Annotated in this window: 21 protein-coding genes and 1 pseudogene; 5 read left to right on the top strand and 17 right to left on the bottom strand. The window is 47.3% G+C overall.

Annotated elements, in window-relative coordinates:
* Positions 1-30: 30 nt before the first annotated feature.
* Both HP552_RS09515 and HP552_RS09510 read right to left on the bottom strand, forming a co-directional pair.
* Positions 31-858, bottom strand: a complete 828-nt coding sequence (locus HP552_RS09515) for a substrate-binding periplasmic protein (RefSeq protein ID WP_376768952.1) — start codon at positions 856-858, stop codon at positions 31-33.
* A 132-nt stretch (positions 859-990) separates the two neighbouring features.
* Positions 991-1,623 carry a TetR/AcrR family transcriptional regulator gene (locus HP552_RS09510; protein ID WP_175395282.1) on the bottom strand — a complete coding sequence of 211 codons (633 nt, stop codon included), beginning with the start codon at positions 1,621-1,623 and terminating at the stop codon, positions 991-993.
* Positions 1,624-1,865: 242 nt separating this feature from the next.
* On the opposite strand from HP552_RS09510, the gene bacA reads away from it, so the two are divergent.
* Positions 1,866-2,654, top strand: a complete 789-nt coding sequence (gene bacA, locus HP552_RS09505; protein ID WP_246310831.1) for an undecaprenyl-diphosphate phosphatase — start codon at positions 1,866-1,868, stop codon at positions 2,652-2,654.
* Positions 2,655-2,724: 70 nt separating this feature from the next.
* Here bacA and HP552_RS09500 read toward each other — a convergent pair whose 3' ends face one another.
* The 5 genes from HP552_RS09500 to HP552_RS09480 form a co-directional block, all read right to left on the bottom strand.
* Positions 2,725-3,051 carry a thioredoxin family protein gene (locus HP552_RS09500; RefSeq protein ID WP_175395280.1) on the bottom strand — a complete coding sequence of 109 codons (327 nt, stop codon included), beginning with the start codon at positions 3,049-3,051 and terminating at the stop codon, positions 2,725-2,727.
* Positions 3,052-3,135: 84 nt separating this feature from the next.
* Positions 3,136-4,044 (bottom strand): aldo/keto reductase, encoded by a 909-nt coding sequence (locus HP552_RS09495; RefSeq protein WP_175395279.1) that lies wholly within the window; start codon positions 4,042-4,044, stop codon positions 3,136-3,138.
* A 150-nt stretch (positions 4,045-4,194) separates the two neighbouring features.
* Positions 4,195-4,362, bottom strand: coding sequence for a hypothetical protein (locus HP552_RS09490; protein WP_175395278.1), 168 nt, complete (start codon positions 4,360-4,362; stop codon positions 4,195-4,197).
* Between the two features lie 193 nt (positions 4,363-4,555).
* Complete coding sequence (gene gpmA / locus HP552_RS09485; RefSeq protein WP_175395277.1) at positions 4,556-5,299, bottom strand: 2,3-diphosphoglycerate-dependent phosphoglycerate mutase; 744 nt, start codon at positions 5,297-5,299, stop codon at positions 4,556-4,558.
* A 72-nt stretch (positions 5,300-5,371) separates the two neighbouring features.
* Entirely contained in the window at positions 5,372-5,956 is a 585-nt protein-coding gene (locus HP552_RS09480) for a DUF420 domain-containing protein (RefSeq protein ID WP_175395276.1), read from the bottom strand.
* A gap of 379 nt (positions 5,957-6,335) precedes the next feature.
* Between HP552_RS09480 and HP552_RS09475 the strand changes: the two genes are divergently transcribed.
* Both HP552_RS09475 and HP552_RS09470 read left to right on the top strand, forming a co-directional pair.
* Positions 6,336-7,526, top strand: coding sequence for a cation:proton antiporter (locus HP552_RS09475; protein WP_175395275.1), 1,191 nt, complete (start codon positions 6,336-6,338; stop codon positions 7,524-7,526).
* A 197-nt stretch (positions 7,527-7,723) separates the two neighbouring features.
* A pseudogene (locus HP552_RS09470) lies at positions 7,724-8,375 on the top strand (transcriptional regulator).
* A gap of 252 nt (positions 8,376-8,627) precedes the next feature.
* On the opposite strand, the gene HP552_RS09465 reads toward HP552_RS09470, so the two are convergent.
* From HP552_RS09465 to HP552_RS09420, 10 genes are all read right to left on the bottom strand, one after another.
* Positions 8,628-9,113: a DedA family protein gene (locus HP552_RS09465; protein WP_175395274.1), complete on the bottom strand. Its 486-nt coding sequence runs from the start codon at positions 9,111-9,113 to the stop codon at positions 8,628-8,630.
* Positions 9,114-9,127: 14 nt separating this feature from the next.
* Positions 9,128-9,673: a CDP-diacylglycerol--serine O-phosphatidyltransferase gene (pssA, locus tag HP552_RS09460; protein ID WP_175395273.1), complete on the bottom strand. Its 546-nt coding sequence runs from the start codon at positions 9,671-9,673 to the stop codon at positions 9,128-9,130.
* A gap of 21 nt (positions 9,674-9,694) precedes the next feature.
* A complete protein-coding gene (locus HP552_RS09455) occupies positions 9,695-11,452 on the bottom strand; it encodes a sensor histidine kinase (protein WP_175395272.1) in 1,758 nt (585 codons plus the stop codon).
* Positions 11,449-12,129, bottom strand: a complete 681-nt coding sequence (locus tag HP552_RS09450; protein WP_175395271.1) for a response regulator transcription factor — start codon at positions 12,127-12,129, stop codon at positions 11,449-11,451. Before HP552_RS09450 ends, HP552_RS09455 begins: the two co-directional genes overlap by 4 nt.
* A gap of 238 nt (positions 12,130-12,367) precedes the next feature.
* On the bottom strand, positions 12,368-13,180 hold the full coding sequence (gene thiD / locus HP552_RS09445) for a bifunctional hydroxymethylpyrimidine kinase/phosphomethylpyrimidine kinase (protein ID WP_175395270.1): 813 nt from the start codon (positions 13,178-13,180) through the stop codon (positions 12,368-12,370).
* 105 nt (positions 13,181-13,285) lie between these two features.
* Positions 13,286-13,984, bottom strand: a complete 699-nt coding sequence (locus HP552_RS09440) for an ABC transporter permease (protein ID WP_175395269.1) — start codon at positions 13,982-13,984, stop codon at positions 13,286-13,288.
* Positions 13,977-14,900, bottom strand: coding sequence for an ABC transporter ATP-binding protein (locus tag HP552_RS09435; RefSeq protein ID WP_175395268.1), 924 nt, complete (start codon positions 14,898-14,900; stop codon positions 13,977-13,979). The genes HP552_RS09440 and HP552_RS09435 overlap by 8 nt, the downstream gene beginning before the upstream one ends.
* A 127-nt stretch (positions 14,901-15,027) precedes the next feature.
* Complete coding sequence (locus HP552_RS09430; protein ID WP_175395370.1) at positions 15,028-15,951, bottom strand: sensor histidine kinase; 924 nt, start codon at positions 15,949-15,951, stop codon at positions 15,028-15,030.
* Between the two features lie 5 nt (positions 15,952-15,956).
* Positions 15,957-16,676 carry a response regulator transcription factor gene (locus tag HP552_RS09425; RefSeq protein WP_312884258.1) on the bottom strand — a complete coding sequence of 240 codons (720 nt, stop codon included), beginning with the start codon at positions 16,674-16,676 and terminating at the stop codon, positions 15,957-15,959.
* Between the two features lie 172 nt (positions 16,677-16,848).
* Complete coding sequence (locus tag HP552_RS09420; protein ID WP_175395267.1) at positions 16,849-17,691, bottom strand: fatty acid kinase binding subunit FakB; 843 nt, start codon at positions 17,689-17,691, stop codon at positions 16,849-16,851.
* A gap of 305 nt (positions 17,692-17,996) precedes the next feature.
* Here HP552_RS09420 and HP552_RS09415 point away from each other — a divergent pair, with 305 nt between their 5' ends.
* Together HP552_RS09415 and HP552_RS09410 are read left to right on the top strand one after the other, a co-directional pair.
* On the top strand, positions 17,997-18,773 hold the full coding sequence (locus tag HP552_RS09415; RefSeq protein WP_175395266.1) for an ABC transporter permease: 777 nt from the start codon (positions 17,997-17,999) through the stop codon (positions 18,771-18,773).
* Positions 18,770-19,570 (top strand): ABC transporter permease, encoded by an 801-nt coding sequence (locus tag HP552_RS09410; RefSeq protein WP_175395265.1) that lies wholly within the window; start codon positions 18,770-18,772, stop codon positions 19,568-19,570. Before HP552_RS09415 ends, HP552_RS09410 begins: the two co-directional genes overlap by 4 nt.
* Positions 19,571-19,575: the final 5 nt, after the last annotated feature.

Here is a 19,575-nt window from a genome sequence, read left to right as displayed (position 1 = left end):
GATCAAACTTCCCTTCGCCTTGCAGGTTCATTATTGCGCAGGCTCTTCACCGAACCATTTTTTGAAAATGGTATTGTACGTACCATCATCCTTCATGCCTTGGAGTGCTTCATTCAGTGCTGCAACAAGTTCCGGATTGTTTTTACGAACGGCAATACCGGCTTGGTCACTCTTAATCGGTTCACCTACTGCTTTAATCTTGAATCCGTTGGAATCCACAATGGGTTTAAGCGCGTACAGGTTGTTGATTGTTGCATCAATTCGTCCTGCATCCAGATCCTTCAGTGATGTAATGACATCATCATAAGTCTTAATGGTAAAGTCGCCCACTTTCGGCAGCACTTCATTGCGCAGGTAAGTCTCATCATTCGTGCCAAGACCTACACCAATCGTTTTTCCTTTAAAATCTTCAAGCTTGGTGATATCGTTATTATCCGTTTTTACAATAATTTTAACTTGGTTTGTAATATAAGGATCACTGAAGTCCAGTGCCTGTTTACGTTCATCGGTAATCGTCATCTGGCTGATCACCGCATCGATTTTCTTGGATTGCAGACTTGGTGTCAGACCGGAGAATTCCTGGGATACAAATTCAACTTCAACCCCGAGACGCTTGGCAACTTCACGTGCGATATCCGCATCAAAGCCGTCCATTTCTTTGTTTTCATTCAGGAAGTTATATGGACGGTAGGTGCCCATCATACCCACTTTAATGGTGCCAGCCGACTTAATCTGTTCCAGTTCATTGCTCGCTTGTGCTCCATTAGTACTGTCCGTATCGGTTGTTTTGCTGCCACAAGCACTTACAACCAGCACGGTCATAAGCAGAATTGCTGTAAGCATCCAGCTTTTGCGCATTTTTTTACCATAACGTTGTGTTCCATTATTCATCACGTTAACTTCCTCTCATTCATGTGGTTAATAGTTGTACCCATTATTCCCTGATCCTGCATCAATCATGTAAAAAGGCCCTCGGTACCAGCACGTCCATTACGTGCCCAGCAAACCGTAAAATTCAAAGCTTGATGCTTCGACAGCAAGTGATTGTGCCGTTTTGGTTGATATTCCTTCATGCAGCTCCGCGGAGCCAAACAGCCAGCGGGAGATCATGCCTTCAATCATGCTCACCAGTAATGCAGCTCGTACCGGCACATCCATCGATTGTGGCAGCATGCCAAGTTCAATCGCGCGCTCCATGTTATGGCGGAACGCTGACTCCACAGCATTACGAGTCTCTTCAACCAAACGACGTACTGACTCTTCTGTCACGATACCCTTCAGCAGCAGCTCCATAAAATAACGATTGTCGGCAGCAAATGAGAACAAATTGATGAACAGTCGCTCTGAAGCCTTGACCATATCCTCAACCGATCCTGCGTCCTTGCGATAACCTTGACCGATGGCTTCAAGCAGCTTCTCTCTGCCCGTTAACACAATCTCTGCAGCGATGGCTTCTTTGCTCTTGAAATGCCAATAAAACGTCCCTTGGGCTACGCCAGCTTCACGAACAATATCCGAAATTTTGGTCTGATGGTATCCGTGGGTCGCAAATCGCTGCAACGCAATACGTATAATCTGATCCCGTCGTTCTTCACCGGGTTCCTTATGTTTTACTTTGGACATTTCAGTACCCTCCCGATTGATCAGTCAGTCAGTTAAGTATATCCTATTGGATAACTAGGTTTTTGTCAATATGGTTTTAAACAATCAATTCAATGCATAAGTTGAAGTTGGACACGTTTCTGATCATAATAGATGATAGCCTTGTTCTGCTGAACAAGTGTTGTCAGTCAAGCAGAGCAGACTGCATTCTGTCATCTGCATTTCAAGGAGGAAGAGAATTGGACATTTTATCATCCATTATTATGGGCATCATCGAAGGTTTGACTGAGTTTTTGCCCGTGTCCTCAACCGGACACATGATTCTGACTGCCCACCTGCTGGGATTATCGGAGGACAACGAGTCAGTCAAAACGTTTGAGGTGGTTGTTCAACTCGGTGCTGTACTTGCTGTCGTTGTGCTCTACTGGAACAAATTCATTGACATGTTCCGCTTCACCGGAGGGAAGAGGAGCTATTCCCAACGTCTGAACCTCGTACATATCTTTTTGGCGATGGTACCGGCTGTAGTCATTGGACTTGTTTTCCGTGACTGGATCAAGGCACATCTTTTCGGGCCAGAGACCGTACTGTACAGTTTGGTCATCGGTGGGATTTTGATGATTGTAGCTGAGCGCTGGAGCAACCGCAGTGATCGAATCACCACACATGATGTGGACGATATTACGTATAAACAGGCATTTGTTGTGGGTCTTTTTCAGATTTTGGCGTTATGGCCAGGCTTCTCCCGTTCCGGATCAACGATCTCCGGTGGATTGTTCGCAGGTGTGAGCCGCGTTGCTGCTGCTGAGTTTACCTTCCTTGTGTCCGTACCCATCATGATCGGAGCAACAGGATACGACCTCTACAAAAGTATCGATCACCTGAACGGTAGCGACTTCCCTATCTTTGCGATTGGCTTTATCGCTGCATTTATCGTAGCCATGCTCGCAATCAAGACATTCCTGTCCATTTTGAAAAAACTCAGTCTGACTGTCTTTGCAATCTATCGCTTTGTGTTGGCAGCCGTGTTCTTTTTCATTTTGATGATGTAATTACAGCAAAAGCAAACCCAAAAAGGCGACACGCGTTCCAACCGGAACCTGTGTCGCCTTCTTCATACCTTTATACTTTGGATTCCAGCGTCTCCAGATACTCGGAGATTTGTGTAGGTGTTTTTGCCCATTTACTGTGCAGATGTGCGATCTTTTTGCCATTCTGGAATACGAGCAGACTTGGAATGCCGCGTACTGCGTTCTCTTCAGCCAGCGGCTGGAACTTCTCGGCATCCATTGCATAGAAGGTTTTATCCGCGTGCTGATCTACGACTTCGCCAATAAAACGATCGAGATTTTTGCAGTCCGGGCACCAGGTTGTATCGAATTTGATGACGGTCAGCCCGTCTGAATTAATGGTATTACGGTATTGTTGTTCACTTTGTATTCTTTCCATATGTCTTCTCTCCTTGTACGATTCTTTAGTGCTGATCTCTATTGTACCTCTAATAGTTACAATTGCAATAGGTAGCTCGGCAAATCAGCGGTGCTGCTTGTACCGATTGGCCGGGTACTGCTCCCGTATCGCTTGAATCTCTGCATCCGTAAGTGGGGCAGATTTCGATGCCTCAATATTGTGCAGGAGCTGTGCTCGTGAACTTGCTCCAGGGACTACGGCGGCTACTGCAGGATGCGACAGGGCATATCGGATGGCGGTTTGTGCCATGCTCCGATCGTCTGTAACAAGACGGCTCAAGCCTTCACGAATGGCAAGCAGTTGCCCCGGAGTATAATCCAGGTATCCCTTGTCCACCTTCGCAGCACCGGAATCTGCGAGCACCCCGCTTGCGACGGGTCCACGGGCAATCACACTGATTCCCTTTTGCTCCAACAAGGGCAGCACTTCCTCTTCCGCCCGGCGATCCGCAACACTGTACTGGTTCATAACACTGACAATAGAAGCTCTTTGTACATATTCCCGAATTACATTGGGGCGTATCGAGGATATTCCATAATACCGAATCAGCCCTTCCTGCTTCAGCTCCTCGAACGCTTCAATCGTTTCCTCGATGGGATCTTCCAATGTACCTCCATGCAGTTGATACAGATCGATATAATCCGTTTGCAGGCGTTTCAGGCTGTCATGGACAGCTTGCTTGATATACGCTTTGGACGGATCCCATGACCAGCCCTCTTTCCCAGGCAATCGGCGATTGCCTACCTTGGTAGCCACAATGACCTGCTCTCGGCGTCCCTTGATAGCCTCTCCCACGATTTCCTCATTGCGTCCTGCATCGTACAAGTCGGCTGTATCCAGCAGGTTGACACCGTGGTCCAATGCCTCATGAATCAGGTTTACAGCGGGCTTCACTTCAGTTCCGAGCGACATACAGCCCAGCCCAATTTCCCCGACCAATAGTTCAGATGAGCCTAGACGGTTTTTCTTCATGTGTATATCCCCTTTCATACGTTCTGCAAGTATCCATTGTATCATTCTTCCCCGCAAAAATCGCACCTCGATAATTGAACAGAATCACAGAAAAACCCGGAACCTTTACAGCTCCGGGCTTCATTTGTGTAATTACATGGTGTACAGAGTCTAATTTACATCTACACGTTGGACCTTTTTACTTCCATTAGACGAACTTGAGCTTTTCATCATTCCGGAAACCGTTGAGAACAGCTTATCCCGCGCCTGCTTGTTTCTCATAAGATAGGTAACGCCTGCCCCTATCGCCGTCATAATAATTCCGCTTTTTTTAGACATGTGTTTTCCTCCTTTAGGGATTAATGTACATCGTGTCTTTCTTGGAATTTACCCTTTGTGGGGAAAACGAAACGCAGTATGTAAGACCATCCATATCATATGAGTTAGAAGAAGATCATGAATTGTGACCATGAAGCGAAAAAAGATGACCTCTAAAATTCAGAGGTCACCTGCATTGCACTTCGCCACTAGATCAATCCGACGGAGGTGCTACATGGGTCATTTCTTCATGTTTAAACGTAGAACCGTCGGCAGTCAGGTAAAAGTGTCCGATGGGATGAAGATTTTCATCCAGTTCGTAGACCAGCGGAATGCCCGTCGGAATGTTGAGTGCCATGACATCGGCTTCCGACATCTCATCCAGATGCATGACCAGTGAACGGAGGGTATTACCGTGCGCAGAGATCAGCACCCTTTTGCCAGCCGAAACCATGGGTTTGATCTCGCTGTTCCAGTACTCCAGCACCCGCTTGGATGTGTCCATCAGGTTTTCGGTACGTGGAATCGTGCAGCCAAGCCGCTTGTACTTGTCCAGATCCTGCACATAACGCTCATCCTTCTCATCCAGCGGCGGTGGAGATACGCTGACGGAGCGCCTCCACTCCATGACCTGGTCTTCGCCGTACTTGACCGCAGTCTGCTGTTTGTTCAATCCTTGCAGAGCACCGTAATGGCGTTCATTCAGCTTCCACGTCTTCGTAATCGGAATCCACATCCGGTCCATCTCATCAAGCGCAATGTCAAGTGTTCGTATGGAACGTTTGAGCACCGAAGCATAAGCGTAGTCAAAATCAAAACCCTGTTCCTTTAAAATTTTGCCAGCTTTACGGGCTTCACCATATCCGTCCTTTGTCAGATCGACATCGGTCCAACCGGTAAAACGGTTCTCTACATTCCACATACTCTGTCCATGGCGAATCAATACCACTCTGTACATAGCCGTACCTCCTTCCTTGAAACCATTACCCGCAAGTCCTTCGAGATATAACCTGATAAACTACAAGCTGCATTAATAGTAAGGTGCCATCATCAGGTAAACGACTACACCTGTGGAACTGACGTACAGCCAGATCGGCATCGTCCAGCGTGCAATTTTGCGGTGTTTCTTCAATTGATTTGTCCAGCCCCAGACGAGGGTGAACAAAGCCAGCGGCACAATAATGGCGGCAAGGATACTGTGAGTAATCAAAATGAAGAAATAGATGGAGCGAACGATACCTTCCCCGCCGTATTTGGACGTTTCGGGAGAAAGATAGTGAAACGACAGATACGTAACGAGAAACAGTAGGGTTGTTGAGAACGCGGCAAGAATAAATCTTTTATGCAGCTTTACATTCTTTTTGATAATGGCAATCAGTGCAGCAAGCAAGAAGATAAATGTGAAGCTGTTAAACACGGCATTAAATCGCGGCAGTACCGTAATATCAAAGGCCACATCCCCTTTGTATCCGATCGAAGGTGCGAAGAACAACAATAAAATAATGACATTGGCGAGAATGGAAATGGTAATAATGAGACCTGCAAAATTTTTATTACTGGTAGGGGCAGCCGAATTCGATTGAATATTCGAATCCCCTTTGTTATGTTTGCCCAATGCAAAATCCTCCTTATATGCTAACTTCTATGTTCTATGTCATTATATCTCGCCATCTGCCCCCTGTTAAGTGACAACACTCTGAACAAAAAGCGCTTCATATCCTTATAAAATACCCTTAACAGCTCGTTTTCATCCGATTGTCTGCTGCTAATGGTTTACCCAAAAGAGTCATTATGGTATAATTAATGCAATTAATCACATACGCGTTGAAATCGGAGGAGCCTGTCACCAAGGGCCCCTCTTTGTCTTTTTTATGGCATATTAGGGCACGGTTGTTTACGCCCTTCTATGCCATTTTTTTGTTTTGCAGGCACGGAATGAAGCGCCCTTGGTGAGGCAACCTTATAAACGCCTACTGCTGGAGAGGAGCACACCTATGGAATTTATTTTGTCTCTTGCATTAATTCTGATTTTCACTAAGCTTGCTGGAGATCTCTCCGTAAGACTTGGTCAGCCCTCGGTACTCGGGAAGCTCATTATCGGTGTTGTTCTCGGCCCTGCTATTCTGGGTTGGGTTCAACAAACCGACTTTGTCCACTATATGGCGGAGATCGGTGTTCTGTTGTTGATGTTTATCGCCGGACTTGAGACGGATCTGGAGCAGCTGAAGAAGAACTGGAAGGCCGCTTTTGCCGTTGCAGTCGGTGGAATCATTCTTCCATTTATCGGAGGGTACGGTTCTGCCATCGCCTTTGGCATGTCACAAGCTCATGCTCTTTTCTTCGGACTTCTATTCTGCGCTACATCTGTAAGTATTTCTGTCCAGACATTGAAGGACATGGATCAGCTCAGTTCACGCGAAGGTACAACTATACTTGGTGCAGCTGTTGTTGATGACGTCCTGGTCGTTGTATTACTCGCTGTCATGATGAGCTTGCTGGGTACAGGAGCAGGTGACACTTCAATTGGTCTGCTTATTGGTAAGAAGCTGCTGTTCTTTATTATTATTATTGCAGCCAGCTGGTTCCTTGTTCCTCGAATCATGAAATGGATGGCACCACTGAAGGTTACTGAAACAGTTATTACGACTGGGCTGATTATCTGTTTCGGATTTTCCTATTTTGCCGAATGGATGGGTGTAGCGGGTATCATTGGAGCATTTGCTGCCGGTATTGCAATTTCCCAAACCACTTTCAAACATGAAGTCGAAAGCAAAGTGGAACCCATTGCCTACAGTATTTTTGTGCCTGTATTTTTTGTAAGTATCGGTCTGAATGTTACGTTTGACGGTGTCGGTTCTCAGATCTGGTTCATCATCGTGATCAGTTTAATCGCTATCGTGACGAAGCTGCTTGGCGGTGGAGTCGGTGCACGGCTTACCGGGTTTGATCGGACTTCGTCCCTGGCCATCGGGTCTGGCATGATCTCACGGGGTGAGGTGGCATTGATTATTGCCTCAACCGGACTTGCTTCCGGCTTGCTCGACTCTGAATATTTCACCAGCGTTGTCATCATGGTAATCGTCACTACACTGGTTACTCCACCTCTGCTCAAAATAACCTTTGCCCGCAAAAAAGGGGAAGCCCGTGTTGAAAAAGGGATTGAAGAAGCTCATCTAAATGGATAGTTAATCAATATCACCGGGAATGAAACCACTGTTGAATTCAGTGAAGTTTAAAGCTATGATTTCATCAGATTAACCATTTAGGTCGTGAAGCACACGCCGCTTTGAACCAATGTTCACCTTCGAAGCCGAAGGAAGGAACATGTTCAAGGCGGCTTTTTGTATTGTTTTGCACAATTTATTAAGGAGTGATGAGTACGATGACAGCTGGATTTGAGCAAGCTTATGAGGAATGGTTGCACTCCCTTTTGATAAAAGAGGATAATCAGAGAATTCGTGCGAGAATAGAAAACGGCCTCGAACATGGAACTTTAGAATTTTTGCGCTCAGTCTGGTTCCCCGTAGTAAGAAACTTCAACCGTCTGTACCCAGAGTGGGAGGTTCGAGACTTTCATAATGGCTACCGTTATTTGGATTTGGCTTATCTGCCTGATAACGGCATTAAGGGAGGTATTGAGATACAGGGATACGGCCCTCATGCCCGTGACCTCGATGTCCGCCGTTTTAAAGATCTATGCTGGAGGCATTGTTTACTGGCACTCGATGATTGGATTTTTTTACCTCTAGCATATCTTTCTATCAAGGATGAACCGAAACGTTGCCAACAGCTTGTACTTGCTTTTATAGGAAAATTCGTTGCTACGGACACACCCGCATCATTAAACTGGCTCGAAGCTGAGACGCTACGGTATGCCAGACGTGTTCTTCGTCCCTTTACACCTTCCGAACTAGCAACGCACCTTCGGATCACGGATCAGCATGCCCGACGAGTACTTCATGGTTTGATCGAACAACGAGTATTATGTCGCTAGTGGCAAACAACGCTATCGGACCTACAGCTTACGAACTTGAGGAACCCTATTTCACATACAATAATGTTCATTATCTTACGAATCATAGACACGTTATTACGAGTTACCACGACGATCTACATCATTTCTTCCTGAAATAAGAGTTCTCAAGTTCGTTAAAGATCTATTTTTGCGCATATCGCCTAATTAAGCACGGTCAAGTTCGTTAAAAGTCCGCAGGGCAACAAAAAAAGACCGCTCCATTTACAAGTGGTCTTTATCCTCAACCTGGATCTTACACAGGTTGTCCATTTTAAGTTAATACACCAACGTAGAATCCAATCGAGATAAACACAACACACCAGATGAATGCCCCGATACCTGAGATCAGTACATATCTCCCTATTGCCATGCGGCTGATGCCGGAGAAACAACACATCAGATGACGAATGCCCGGAATAAAATATCCCAGAATAATGGACCAATACCCGTATTTCAGGAACCAGCCCTCCACCCTCCCCAGCCGTTTGGGGTTTACGCCTACCCACTTGCCATACTTGACTACGAGGGGTCTACCCGCCTTCTTGCCGATCGCATAGCTGAGCAGCCCTCCCGTAAATGCACCGCCGAAACTGACAATAATTGAGACTGAATAATTAAGGACCGAGATGGAGGCGAGATAACCGACAAAGGTCATCATCACCTCATCCGGAATGGGCATGCCAATGACACCAAGAGCGAGCAATCCATAGATTGCAAAATATCCATATTGACCAATAAATTCTTTAGCAATTTCCATGACTGACTCGCTCCTTATTTCGGTTCCACGACGTCCTTCTCATGAGGCGCCAACACCTGTTTCAGAGATGGGAATCGAATTTGGCTAACCATTAGACCGGATAATACAACGATAACAAGATAGGCTACACCATGAGTGAAATAAGGACTCCAGAGCGCGAAAAAGGACATCAGTCCGCCTGCGAATGTAATTGGCATTCCGACAAAACCCGTGCTTGCTGTCTTCTGACAGTTGTAACGGGCCAGACGCAGCGCGCCGCACACCGGAAATAACGCCGTCAGTGCCATGCCGAGCACATTCACTTCGTTCATGGAATTCAGATACAAAATTAGCACGGGGGCCGTTCCGAAGGAAATGACATCCGCCAGCGAATCCAGCGCCTTGCCAAACTCCCCCTCGCAATGCAATTTTCGTGCGGCAAAGCCGTCAAACAAATCAAAGAACATGGCAACCCAGATCATGGTCACCGCCAGCGCGAACTCGCCATGAATAGCCATAATGACTGCGAGCATGCCTGATGTTAAGTTGCCCAAAGTTAAGATGGACGGTAAAGATTTCATAAGACTTGACTCCCTTTCTTACTAAGCATTTGGAAAAATGATATAGAAGCGGACTCCGTCCGGCGTGTTCTCTACTCCATAACTGCACCCGTGCAGATCCAGAATCTGCTTCGCTATAGCCAGGCCCAGCCCGGTTCCTCCCATTTTGCGATTGCGTGATCGCTCTACCCGATAAAACCTTTCCCAGATATATTGGCGTTCAGCTTCCGAAATGCCCTCGCCTTTATTCTCGATGGAGATTCTTACCTGCCCTTCCAGTCTGCTGATCTCAATCATTATATCGGTCTGCGGCAGCGCATGACGTATAGCATTCATCATCATGTTATAAAATACTTGCTCCAGCTTGCTGCGATCTCCCTCAACAGTCTGCTCCGTGGTGGAGACAAGCACGATATCCAGCCCTTTTTCCTTCAGCTGAGGGCCGAGACGACCGGCAATTTCCTCGATCATGTCTCCAAGGACAACAGCACCGGTGTTCAGCTTGATGGCCTGGGACTCCAACCTAACCAGATCCAGCATTTCTTCGACCATGGTTTCCATTTTGACTGCTTCATCGGCAATGATCTCAATGTAACGCTCGCGCTTGTTCTCGCTAACTCCATCTTTCAGACCTTCCGAATACCCTTTGATGATGCTGATGGGTGTTTTGAGTTCATGCGATGCATCGGCAAAGAATTCACGCTGCCGCTGTTCAATCCGCTGCTTCATTTCCATATCCGTCCGCATTTGACGATTTGCCTGCCTGAGTTCTTCCAAGGTCTGCCCTAACGTGGTTGAAAGAGCGTTCAAGCTATCGGACAAACTGCCGATTTCATCATTGCGTTTGATCGGTGATTTCACGGTGAAATCAAGGGTCGACATCTTTTTGGCAACATGGTTCAGGGCCAGCAGAGGTTTTGTGACAATTCTGGACAATAGCAGGGACAGGAACAGAATCAATACAAATGCACCCATACCAAAGTATGCATAAAACAAACGAGTTGCTTCATTCGCCTCCCTCATTTCCTGCAGGGAAGTCAGAGAGAAGATAAGCTGCTGCTGTGGCCCGTTCTTATGGACCGGAGCTATGGTAATCACATTCCGGACTCCACTCCAGCTATCGGTCCATTCTTCAGCAAGCATTTTACCATTGGCCAAACTTAGCTGGTCTTCCGTAGTGAGCGGGAAGCGGCTGTTCAGTGCCTGCACAAGCAAGCCCTGTCTCTGACTCCATGTACCCAGATTGGGAAGCACCACTTCGGTTAACACACCAGACCATTCCTGAACCGGCTCAGAGAGCTCCATAAAATCCTCCGTACCTCGCACAGCAGAGTTTGCGTCCTGAATTTTCACCGGATAGACCATCGGTTTGTTCAACCCACTGGCTGGACCTGTGACGGTCAGTTCCTGACCGTACTTCAGATGTGTGGCAATCCAGCCCGCATTCTCACTATTAATAAACAGGGACAGCGACACGTTCACCTGACTGCCGTCCTCACGGAGCAGTGTAATGTGGAACGGGTCATTGACCAGTTTCCCCGTGCTCGTCAGAATCACCAGATGTGACTGATTTTGACGCATAAATTTCCCGGTTTCCTTGGCCAGCTGTACACTATCCCAATGCCCGCTAGAATACTGCTGTTCAAATTTCGCCAGTTTTTTCTTCATGCTGCTAATCTTCTGATGCTGATAAAAGTCCGGGAACCAGACCAACTGGGCAGTCACCGTTGTTCCGTATAGCAGGAGCAGGAAACCCGCCATCACCAGAAACAGCTTCATCGTTACACCATTACGTCTCATGCCTCAGCCTCGAATCGATATCCCGTGCCGATGACCGTACGGATACACTTGGCCTCATCTCCGAGTTTGCTGCGCAGCTTCTTGATATGTGTATCTACAACGCGAGAGTCACCGTCAAAATCATATCCCCATACCCGGTTGAGGATGGCATCCCGGGATAAAACGATTCCCTGATTGCGTGTCAGGTAGAGCAGCAGTTCATACTCTTTCGGAGCAAGCTCTACCTCCACTCCGTCCTTCTCCAGTCGTCTTGCCCAAGGATCAAGCACCGCGTGACCAAACCGGATCACACCCTGTTCCCTGCTGATCGCACCTTCGACTCGCTTCATTAATGTCTCGGCACGCGCGACCAGTACACGAGGGCTGAACGGTTTCGTTACATAGTCATCCACACCAAGGTTAAATCCGTGGATCTTGTCATCATCTTCAGACCTTGCGGTCAGCATTATAATAGGTACGGTGGATTGGGACCGAATATGCCCGCATAGCGTCCATCCATCCATTTCAGGCATCAGCACATCCAGAATGACCAGATCCACTTCATGCAGATCCAGCAATTGGAGCGCTTCAACACCATGTTCCGCCTCAATCACATTCCATTGTTCCTTTATAAAATAATCGGCCACAATTTCACGAATGCGGCTTTCGTCTTCCACGAGAAGCACTGTTCTAACCATGGCCGACTCTCCTTTTATCTTTCTTTTGTTAACATAACGATTTCATGTGTCGTTCGTGTGTCCATCCATGTTCTGGAATGAACTCCATCTTATATACGATTAATAACCATCATAAGTTACTGAATTTTCAACAATCCACACAAAAAGGCGGTTACCAACGAGCCACCTTCGCCCATTGACAACCACCCTTTAGCTGAATCCCATGTTCTCTTTCCGGTACCACTTACAGCATCCGCTATTAGCGTTGGTGCTCCATGCGGTGTGCCGCGTGCAACGTCGGGCCAACAAAACGATTAAGCGGGAATCCGCCAGCAATCGCTTGAGTAATGAAGGCTTTCCCTTCACGTACAGCCTCTTTTACAGACAGACCGCGCGCCAAACCTGCGGTGATCGCTGCAGAGGTTGTGCAACCCGCACCGTGCGTATAACCGGAACCAACAACATCGGCTTCATACCATTCGTAGTTTTTGCCATCATAGAGAAGATCCATCGCTTTGCCTGGGGTAATGACGCCTCTGTCCTTGATCAGGACATGCTTCGCCCCATGGTTGTGAATTACAGCAGCAGCGGCTTCCATCTGTTCCTTGGAACGGATCGGTCCGCTCTTGGCCAGTTGGGAAGCTTCAAACAGATTCGGAGTTACAAGGTCCGCACCCGGCAGCAAAAATTCAATCATCGCTTCCGTGTTCTCAGGCTGCAGCACCTCATCGGTACCTTTGCAGACCATCACCGGATCAATGACGATCTGCGGCAGGCCACTGCGGCGGATATGCTTTGAAACCAGTTCAATAATATCTACGGAACCCAGCATCCCCGTCTTCATGGCATCAAAACCGATTCCGTCCAGAACGGTACGGAGCTGTGCTTCCACTACATCCAGAGCCACAGGGAAGACCTGGTGATCCCACGTCTCAGGCTCCATGGCCACAACTGTAGTCAGTACGGTCATACCGTATACACCAAGCTCCTGGAAAGTTTTCAAATCAGCTTGAATTCCTGCACCACCGCTCGTATCCGAGCCGGCTATTGTCAATGTTTTTGGAATCGTCATGGTAGTCGCATTCTCCTTCGTGTTTCAGTTGACATTATCCTATCCCTTGTACGAGCGGATGTCAATGGCATCTGAAGCCATACGGAGCATGGTTTTGCGAGCATTTTAGTTTACATCTTTTGTCTCCAGTCGAACCATGGACAGTGAAGCGATCCAAAGGCCGATAGCGCCAAGAGTTAATGGAATTACGATAATGGAATTGATGGAAACACTCGGTCCATTAACACCAGAACACACGACCAGAACCAGGAAGATGGATGACACCATTGTAGTCGTGGTTGAGTGTTTCCTCATGCCGAACAACAGAGGGATTAATGCCATCGCAGCAGCAGACAGCGAACTAATCGTGTATTTGATCAGTAGTTGAAGCGCCTCATTACCTGTCAGTTCGCTTGGAATGAAGTGATAGAAATGATCTGTTGCCAGTAGGATTGCTCCCATCAGCAAATTGGTGAACATAATCATGAAAAAGGTAAACAGAAAAACAATAATCAACTTTGCTGCAATAATTTTGTGACGTTTAATTGGATAGGTGAACATCACATTCATCATTTTATTTTTATATTCACTAATGACCAGTTTCGATAATAAGGCACCTGCAAAGATGATAAAGGTTGCCCGTGAAAATGTGTCAATCAACATAAACGAGAGGGGAAAGGTCTTAAAGGCATAATCCTCAGCTCCCCAGTCCACCAAACCGATCATGAGCAGGAACAAGAGGATACCCACATTGGCAATTGCTGCGTATCCGAAAAACCGGGCAAATTGATGCTTACGCATTTCCAATAAAGCAAGTTTAAGCAACGTCCCCATCCCCCTTCACAATGTTCAAAAAATATTCCTCCAGTGAATGGGACCGCTTGAAAATGGATTCAATTTCGATCCCATGCTGAACAAGCTGGCCCGTCAATTCTGATGGTGCCACACCGGGGTCATATATGCGAACTGTATGTTCATCGACCAACTTATAATTATTCAGAGTGAGCTGGTGCTCAATGACATAGATCGCTTTACGGGCATTGATCACCTGCAGCTCAATGTATTCGCTCTGAGTGCCGCGAATGCTCTCCATGGACACCTCTTCTATTAGGCGACCACCACGAATCACCCCTACCGTATCGGCAATTTGCTCAATCTCGCCCAGAATGTGACTGGAGATGAGCAAAGTAATTCTATATTCCGCACTAAGGCGTTTGAACAGGTCTCGCATTTCTTTGATTCCAACAGGATCGAGTCCGTTAATGGGTTCATCGAGGATGAGAAATTCAGGCGTGGTAATCAGTGCACGAGCAATACCCAGCCTCTGTCTCATACCGAGAGAGAAATCACGTACTGGTTTATTGTCTGTATTTTTCAGTCCTACACTCTCCATCATCTGATCAATAACCTTTTTATTATGAAACCCCATATACTCACAGTGGAGCTCCAAGTTATCCCTGGCGGACAATTTATCGTAGAAAAAAGGATATTCAATGATGCTGCCTATTCGCTTAAGTACTTCATAAGAGTTGGGGGTAAGCTTCTCACCGAACATTTCAATCTCCCCTACGGTGGGCTTAACCAGATTGGTCAACATTTTCATAATTGTCGTTTTCCCTGCACCGTTCGGCCCTAAAAATCCGTAAATTTCACCTTGCTTGATATTCATATTGACGTTGGATACGACCTCCGTGCCTGCATAGGTTTTGGTCACACCGATGGTGCGTGCAATATAGTTCATCTCTTCTTGTTCTCCTTTACGATCCCTGATGGGTTCTTATATCTGTATTGTAAAGAGAAAAGTCTGCTTTTTTATTAATCAAATCTTACAAAAAGCTTAAGTTCGTCAAAATACACAAAAAAGGTAACTAACGAGATTTTAGAGTGACTTTAAATGAAGTCCGCTCATAAGGTACACTGCGCAGATCAATGCGTCCCCCCATCCGTTCGACAAGTCGCTTCGTGATGGTGAGGCCAAGCCCGCTTCCATGATAGAGACGGTTACGGGAATCCTCCAGAGTATACATGCGTTCAAAGACACGGTCATGTTCCCTTTCCGGAATGCCTTTGCCCCTGTCCCAGATTTGAAGCATGACCTCTCCGTTATTCGTTTGTTCAAGCAAAAGGCCCAATACCTTACCATCCGCACCATATCGCATCGCATTGGTAATCAGATTATCCAGCACCCGGTCGAGTGCATCCTCATTACCGGTCACGAAGAAATCGCCCTCAGGAATGGACAGCTCTACCTGCAGGCCCTGATTCGTTAACATTTCATAAAAGGAAAGCATCTTCACCCTGCATAGTTCACTAAGATTTATCCGAGTTAATGCAAGTTCGGTATCCCCAGACTCCAGTTTTGCCAGATCAAAAAAGGAATGTATCAGACGCAGCACCTCCTGCGCCTTATCCTGGATCTTGCTGATCATCACTTCCCGCTCCTGATCGGTTAATGAAGAGCTGTGCAGCAATGTCTCACTGTAGCCCAGCACTACCGTAAGTGGTGTCTTCAAGTCATGCGAGATGTTGGACAGCATGTTGCGTATCTCCTTCTCCTGATTAGCATACCGGGCTCCGGTCCGGTGTGCATAATCCAGTAACTCGTTAATGTCGGCCAGAAGCTGACGGATCTGGGCATCGCTGCTGAACACCAGCAGCCGTTCATAAGTCTCTTCATCCAGAATGCCTGCGAGTTTCTGATGAATATATGCCAATTGCCGGCTGCGTTTGGTCAGCCTTATCGCCAGTAGAATGATAACAATGATGAGAACGCCAACCAACATGCCCAAAATCAAGGTCACTTCTGTTCCACCTCCAGCTTGTAGCCGATACCCCACAACGTCTTGATGTATTGGGGTGCCGATGGGTCTGTCTCAATCTTTTCGCGCAAACGGCGCATATGTACGTTAATAATATTCTCGTCCCCATAGTAATGATCATTCCAGACGGACGCGTAGATCTGGGCCTTCGTAAACACTTTGCCAGGATGGGTAACAAACAGTTTCAGAATGCCGAATTCCTTGGATGTCAGCCTTACGGGTGCCCCCTCTCGCTCAACCTCATAGGTTTCCATATCGACCACCAACCCCCCGATTTCAATACGTTGATTCTTGGCTGGGACTTCATTAACAGGTGGTGCAGCATAGTTGGCACGACGAATGGCGGCCTTGATTCGGGCAGTCAGCTCAATTAACGAAAATGGCTTACTCAGATAGTCGTCTGCGCCGAAACCAAGTCCAAGTGCCTTGTCCACTTCCCCATCCTTCGCGGATAGTATTAATACGGGTACAAGACTGGCAGCCCGTATAGTCTGCAGCACTTCCATGCCGCTTCGGTGAGGCAACATAAGGTCCAGAATTACAAGATCATACGCAGGCTGTGCTTCCTGAAACTTGCGCTCTGCCTCTAATCCGTCATATGCATAAGTGACGTTGTAGCCCTCCTTTTCCAGATATGGCCCAACCATCTCACTAATTGAACGATCATCTTCTACGAACAGCAAACGGTAACTTGACACGTCAATTCCCTCCAGCCTCTCTATTTCTTTTATTACCTCACAGTTCAGTTGAATTGGCAATGCGTGGAATGACACTTCTTCAAACGTCACTTCAAAAATGAATCACAAAAAAACCGGCAGGAGAGCCACCTATCTTCAAGGGTGGCACCCGCCGGGTCTATGGTCAATCTCTTTATATCGTCTCACTTCGTATCCAGCATAGTCCAATCGTACCCGCACCTGCATGGATGCCCACCACAGGGATAAAAGGCATAATTTCAGTCTTAAGCCGGGGAAGCAGATCGGCAATTTGCTGTTTGATCGTGAGGGCTTCTTCCTGGTTGTTGGCATGCATGATACATACATGTTTAACTTTCTCCATGTCCACCTTGAGTACCTCCAGCATGCGCTGTTTGGCACGTTTAAAAGTTCGAATCTTCTCGCCTACAACAACTTTGCCCTCATCAAACCGCAGGAGCAGGTGAATCTTCAACAATTGGCTGAGCACCAGCTGTGTGCCAGACACGCGGCCACTGCGGTGGAGATGCTGAAGACTGGCCGGAATGAGGTAAAAGGACATGTTATCCATCATCTGCTCAATGTGCAGCTTAATTTCAGTTACCGTACATCCCTGTTTCTGCTTTTCCAAGCCTTGCAAAATCATCTCCCGCAGCGGGTAGGCTCCTGCTCTGGAATCAATTGCAGTCACCGACACTCCAGCAATCTCTGCAGCCTGCATCGAAGTATGCAGCGTTCCGCTAAGCGCGGTTGAGCAGTGAATGGTGATGATCTCGTCATACTGTCCTTTTAGCGATTCATACAGTTCGATAAATTCACCTATAGGCGGCTGAGAACTGCTTGCTCTTGAAACCTCAGCAAGCCTCTCATAGAACTGTTCTGATGAGATATCCTCCGTCTCCCGATAACATTCTTCTCCTAATACGACGCGCAGCGGTACAATGTATACGTGATTCTGCTCTGCAAACAGCGGATCAAGCGTGCTGGTACTATCGGTAACCCATGCAATTTTTTTCATTCCAACCTTCTCTCTTGCCGGATTGTTGAAGCTGTATCCCCCATCGTCAGGCACATGCCCGGCGGATTATTTAAAATTTGAATAGTTCATATTGTAAACGTTTACGTCCTTGCTCCTCCATTATAAAGGACTGAACAGACCGCTGTCTTGTGGCGCATTGTTGAACAGCCCTGTTTCTTCCGGGATATCCCAAAAAAATGTCTTGCCTGTGAAGGAATAAATTGGTATGCTGTTGTCCTTCTCTCTTTTTCGCCTTGACTGAAGTGAACGGGACCGCCGTTCAACCAACTTATCGGAGGTGTCACATGCTTTATTTCACTCTGGCTTCCAAAGCCTACTCCCGGAACCTGCAATACCGCGGGGCCCACATGGTACATAACCTGGCAAGCGCCATGTTCGGTTACATGTATGCCTGTCTCTGGATTGGCATCGGGGCCGACCACTCTCTCGGAGAATACGGGACACAGGGGATGGTCAGTTACATTGCGTTTACGCAATCCTCTCTCTGGATCTCTGGATTTCTCACCAATGGACTGGGCATTCCACTTACTGTCAGGACAGGGCAGATCGCGCTGGATCTCATGAGGCCAGTGCATCTGTTTACCCACCTGATGGCACGTGAATGGGGGCAGATTGCCTACCAGTTCGTGTACAAAAGCATTCCGATTTACCTGCTATTCTCCATCGTATTCTCACTGCAATGGCCCACGGAAGCTTCAACCCTGCTATTTGCCGCACTTGGTCTTGCCGGCGCATCCTATTTATCCATCTGTATGAATTACATTATTGGTGCCACCGCGATGTGGACTACAGAGTCCTCCTGGCTGCATTGGGGCAATCACGCCTTGATGAATCTGCTCGCCGGTTTCTTCATCCCGCTGGAATGGCTGCCAAACTGGCTTGAACGAATTGCCTGGCTATCGCCCTATCCTTTCCTGCTCTATGTCCCAACCCGCATCTATCTGGGTTACGAAAATGGCTACTTGTTATGGGGAACCTTGCTTTGGTGTGTCCTCATGACTTTAATCTGTCTGGCAATCACACAGGTACTGCGCCGTAAAGTGGAGGTGCAGGGCGGATGAAAGCCACTTCCTGGTTCACCTTATATAAAATGCTCATTCGAACAAGCATCCGCAGCCGGATGCAATACAAGTTCAATTTCATCATGGCCTCCGTTCTGGCCGCATTGATTCAAATCTCCGAGTTTCTGATGGTTGCGCTCGTGCTGCACAAATTCGGAGCGATTAAAGGCTGGTCTCTTCATGAGATTGGTTATCTCTTCGCCATCATGACCTTATCCAAGACACTGTATCGGACGTTCGGCAATGAGGTGCATCATCTGGAAAAATATTTGGTCGACGGCGAACTTGATCAACTATTAACCCGTCCCATGCCCGTATTACTGGCACTGCTCCCACAAAACTTCCGCATCATGGCTGGTGAAGTGTTACAAGGCGGGTTTATTCTCTGCTGGTCTCTGGCGGGCATGATGCATAGCGGACAAATCGGCTGGACAGCCATTCCGTTCTCGTTACTTATCATTCTGACCGGGGCAGTTATCCTATTTTCCATCGGACTTGCTACCGCAACACTGGGCTTCTGGACTACACGCATCGAGGAGCTGCAGACCATCACCGAGGATGCAGCGCGTACGGCTGCCCAATATCCACTGACGTTATATCCCAAGTGGATGTCTGGCATTCTGTTAACCGTGATCCCGGTTGGTTTCGTCAACTATGTTCCATCCCTCTACCTGCTTCGCGGTCAATTAGGTGCGTGGGTTCTTGTTGCGATTGTTGTTGTAGCCGCCCTGAGTCTCATCATGAGCCTACGTTTCTGGAAATTCGGCATCACCAAATATCAAAGTACAGGTAGCTGAGGAGG

It is taken from the genome of Paenibacillus xylanilyticus (assembly GCF_013359935.1).
In the GTDB taxonomy this organism is placed as follows: domain Bacteria; phylum Bacillota; class Bacilli; order Paenibacillales; family Paenibacillaceae; genus Paenibacillus; species Paenibacillus xylanilyticus.
This window is presented reverse-complemented; position numbering and strand designations above follow the sequence as displayed.

Bases quoted from the DNA above. Each gene is read 5' to 3' on its own strand.
- HP552_RS09515 (WP_376768952.1), bottom strand. From the start codon at position 858: ATGCGCAAAAGCTGGATGCTTACAGCAATTCTGCTTATGACCGTGCTG.
- HP552_RS09510 (WP_175395282.1), bottom strand. From the start codon at position 1,623: ATGTCCAAAGTAAAACATAAGGAACCCGGTGAAGAACGACGGGATCAG.
- bacA (WP_246310831.1), top strand. From the start codon at position 1,866: ATGGGCATCATCGAAGGTTTGACTGAGTTTTTGCCCGTGTCCTCAACC.
- HP552_RS09500 (WP_175395280.1), bottom strand. From the start codon at position 3,051: ATGGAAAGAATACAAAGTGAACAACAATACCGTAATACCATTAATTCA.
- HP552_RS09495 (WP_175395279.1), bottom strand. From the start codon at position 4,044: ATGAAGAAAAACCGTCTAGGCTCATCTGAACTATTGGTCGGGGAAATT.
- HP552_RS09490 (WP_175395278.1), bottom strand. From the start codon at position 4,362: ATGTCTAAAAAAAGCGGAATTATTATGACGGCGATAGGGGCAGGCGTT.
- gpmA (WP_175395277.1), bottom strand. From the start codon at position 5,299: ATGTACAGAGTGGTATTGATTCGCCATGGACAGAGTATGTGGAATGTA.
- HP552_RS09475 (WP_175395275.1), top strand. From the start codon at position 6,336: ATGGAATTTATTTTGTCTCTTGCATTAATTCTGATTTTCACTAAGCTT.
- HP552_RS09465 (WP_175395274.1), bottom strand. From the start codon at position 9,113: ATGGAAATTGCTAAAGAATTTATTGGTCAATATGGATATTTTGCAATC.
- pssA (WP_175395273.1), bottom strand. From the start codon at position 9,673: ATGAAATCTTTACCGTCCATCTTAACTTTGGGCAACTTAACATCAGGC.
- HP552_RS09455 (WP_175395272.1), bottom strand. From the start codon at position 11,452: ATGAGACGTAATGGTGTAACGATGAAGCTGTTTCTGGTGATGGCGGGT.
- HP552_RS09450 (WP_175395271.1), bottom strand. From the start codon at position 12,129: ATGGTTAGAACAGTGCTTCTCGTGGAAGACGAAAGCCGCATTCGTGAA.
- thiD (WP_175395270.1), bottom strand. From the start codon at position 13,180: ATGACGATTCCAAAAACATTGACAATAGCCGGCTCGGATACGAGCGGT.
- HP552_RS09435 (WP_175395268.1), bottom strand. From the start codon at position 14,900: ATGAACTATATTGCACGCACCATCGGTGTGACCAAAACCTATGCAGGC.
- HP552_RS09420 (WP_175395267.1), bottom strand. From the start codon at position 17,691: ATGAAAAAAATTGCATGGGTTACCGATAGTACCAGCACGCTTGATCCG.
- HP552_RS09415 (WP_175395266.1), top strand. From the start codon at position 17,997: ATGCTTTATTTCACTCTGGCTTCCAAAGCCTACTCCCGGAACCTGCAA.
- HP552_RS09410 (WP_175395265.1), top strand. From the start codon at position 18,770: ATGAAAGCCACTTCCTGGTTCACCTTATATAAAATGCTCATTCGAACA.